Annotated in this window: 2 protein-coding genes and 1 pseudogene; 2 read left to right on the top strand and 1 reads right to left on the bottom strand. The window is 67.3% G+C overall.

The features are described 5' to 3' along the window. Nucleotides 1-569: 569 nt before the first annotated feature. Nucleotides 570-1,649: a hypothetical protein gene (locus tag J2X34_RS28380; protein WP_429520353.1), complete on the bottom strand. Its 1,080-nt coding sequence runs from the start codon at nt 1,647-1,649 to the stop codon at nt 570-572. A gap of 509 nt (nt 1,650-2,158) precedes the next feature. Between J2X34_RS28380 and J2X34_RS28375 the strand changes: the two are divergent. Then, nucleotides 2,159-2,495 (top strand): annotated as a pseudogene (locus J2X34_RS28375) (hypothetical protein); the annotation flags it as partial. A 40-nt stretch (nt 2,496-2,535) separates the two neighbouring features. Continuing rightward, nucleotides 2,536-3,131, top strand: a 596-nt coding sequence (locus J2X34_RS28370; RefSeq protein WP_429520352.1) for a rod shape-determining protein, incomplete at its 3' end; no start/stop codon positions are given.

Raw genomic sequence — 3,131 nt, 5'->3', positions numbered from 1 at the left:
ACGCTCCAGGAGCGCCTTGACCACGGGACCGGACGTCGCCGATCCGAATCCACCGCCACGAACCAGCGCCGTGACAACGATTTCGGGGGACTCGATCACGGCTCAGCGCGCCCGCGGGAGTTCCACTCCCGCGGGTGCCGTTCCGTGGACGTCCGCGTCGCAGAGCACCAGACACCGAACCACATGCGAAGCCCCGCCGGCATGCCTTTCACACCCGCTACCCGGTTGCCCGAATACGGGATCGCAACCAACCGGACGAATCAATCATTAAAGGAATCATAATTCCAAGTGATGTAATTCATCCGATATCACCGGCCGCATGCGCGCGAGGTTCGGCAAATACCGGCAATTTCTCGCTGCACTGTCACGACAATCCTGGACCGCGGTTTCGGAGTGAATCCGAACCAGCACTCAAATCAAACGACCGAGAGGGCGGATAACGCCCCCCCCCCCAGATCGTGCGGTGGTGCCGGCTGCTGGCGGGACGGTGAAACGCCGAGACCAGACAGGCCGTCGTCTCGGTGGTACCGGCGACGGCCTGTCTGGTCCCTCCGGCGAGGGTCGTGCCCCTACGACCGACGACGATGCCTCTCGGCGGCCGTCGTACCCGCCGCCGCTGCGAGGAGCAGTACGCCACCGATGAGCAATGCGTTGCCAGCGGCGTCGTCGGGCGTCCCCTTGCCGCCCGCTTCGACGCTACCGACGGGGACAACACCGATTTGCCCTCCACCGTGCGGCGCAGCTGGAAGCGCTTCCCCGCCCGGGCCTCCCTGGCCGCCGGGTCCACCCTCCTCACCTGGCCCGCCGGGTCCACCCTCCTCACCCGGGCCAGGTCCCCCTTCTTCACCCGGCCCGCCCGGCCCACCGGAGCCGCCGGAGCCGCCGGAGCCGACGAACAAGCTGCCCAGTCCGGCGCTACCGAGTAAGGCACTGCCGAGCAGAGCGCTGCCGCCAGCGCTACCGGCGCTGCCGCCGGCGCCTCCGGAGCTACCGAGCAACGGCAAGAACAAACTGCCCAGGTCCGAACTTCCGAAATCCACGATGCTGCCGAGGCTGCCCTTCCCGAGACTGCCCCCATGCTCACTACCGAGGCTGCCCTTGTCGAGGCTGCCCTCGCCCCCGCTGCCCCCATGCTCACTACCGAGGCTGCCCTCGCCCCCGCTGCCCCCATGCTCACTACCGAGGCTGCCCTCGCCCCCGCTGCCCCCATGCTCACTACCGAGGCTGCCCTTGTCGAGGCTGCCCTCGCCGCCCCCGCCCTCATGCTCACTACCGAAACTCTCGAGACTGCCCTTGTCGAGACTGCCCTCGCCCCCGCTGCCCCCATGCTCACTACCGAGACTGCCCTTCCCGAGGCTGCCCTTGTCGAGACTGCCCTCGCCGCCCCCACCCTCATGCTCACCGCCGCCATGCTCACCGCCGCCACGTGCGTCAGGCGCAGCGCCGGAACTGCCAAGGCCGAGGCTGCTCAACGCCAGGTCAGCGAGTCCTTGCAGATCCATCGCTGCCCCAAGACTCCCCAGTCCGGCGTTTCCGGCGTCCCTGCCAGCGCCGGCGCCAGGTTCGGCAGGGGCAGCCTGCCCGACTGCGGACGAACCGATCGCGAGCGCGGTGGCCGCCGTCGCGGCAATCATGATGCGGGTCTTCATCTTCAGAGTGCGGACGTTTGTAGCCCTGTGGGTTGGCATAGCTGTACGACCTTCCTCGATTGGCCTGCGCAACAATCTATTGACATTCCGCCTAATCGCATGAAGACATAGAAATCATGGCGCCGCCATTACCCTGCGCGAACTCCACCAGACCCCGACTGAATGGGTGGGCGCCCCCCTTGCATATAGGCGAAGGAAATCTAACATCTCACTCAGGCAACGGAAGGTGTAATTAGAATTACGAGCGCGGACGGGGCGCGGCGTGATTGATTCGGCCGCGGCGCCGGGCAAGCCGAGTCGGCCCGCCGACCAACCGCTGACGTCCGCTTCGCACCCTGAGTCTTCGTGTCGATCGAAGAACACCGGGGAGCAACTCCACCGATCCCGACGCCGGCCCGGGCGTGGCCCGCGCTGGTTCGGGTGCAGAGGGACGGCCGCCGCTGGCCGGGAACGGCGCGGGGCGCCGTCGCCTGCCGGGTCTCGTCGGTGTCACGCTCGGTCACGATTTCCTCACCGAATCCCCCGCGTGCATCGTCGGTGACGAGTTCGCCATGACGCCCGCGCTCGAGCGCATGTACCGAGCCTCGGGCCAGGAGGTCCCGCACTTCAAGCGGATCCTCGAACTCAACCCGACGCACCCGCTGGTGGGGGCTACGGGCTGCGCACCCCGAGGGCAGCGACGACCCGAGCCTCGCCGAGACCGACGAATTGCTCTACGGCACCGCGCTTCTCGCGGAGGTCGGTGAGTTGGAAGATCCGGCACACTTCGCAAAAATGCTCGCGAATCGCCCACCGCACCGAGCACTGCCTCGCGAAACCGGCCATGAACGTCGACTGCATGCGTAGCATCTAACCCATCTCGTTCGATTCCCTTCGGGAGGCCGACGTGCGTGGACTTGGCATCGATCTCGGAACTACGAACACTGTCGTCGGAACCCTGGACGGCGGAATCGTCCTGAACGAACCGTCTTTCATGCTGGTTCGGAACAAAGATCCGCACCGGGCCCTCGCGATCGGCCAGGATGCGCGCAACCTCGTCGGCCGCACACCTGCGGGCATCACACAGGTTCGCCCCATGCGTGACGGGGTGATCGTGGATCTGGAGTCGGCCCGGGCATTCGTCACGGCCGTCATCGAGCAGGTCGCCCCACACCGACGGTACGGTCGACGGCCGACGGCCGTCTTCTCGGCGCCGGCGGGGGCCACCCCACTCGAGCGCCGCGCACTGCTCGAGGTCGGGCACGAGGTCGGCCTGCGCAAGGTCGGGCTGATCCCGGAACCGGTGGCGGGTGCACTCGGGTGCGGGGTCAATCCACTCGAGGCTCGCGCCCATCTCGTCGTGAGCGTCGGAGGCGGTGTCTCGGAGGTCACCGCCATCTGTTTCGGCGGCGTGATCTCGCACCGCAGTTGCCAACTGGCCGGGGAGGAACTGACCGAGGCGCTGCACCACTACCTGCGCGAGGAGCACCAGATCATGGTCGG

The organism is Rhodococcus sp. BE178, from assembly GCF_050433545.1.
GTDB lineage: Bacteria > Actinomycetota > Actinomycetes > Mycobacteriales > Mycobacteriaceae > Prescottella.
The sequence above is the reverse complement of the archived record's forward strand: the minus strand, read 5'-3'. Positions and strand labels throughout refer to the sequence as shown.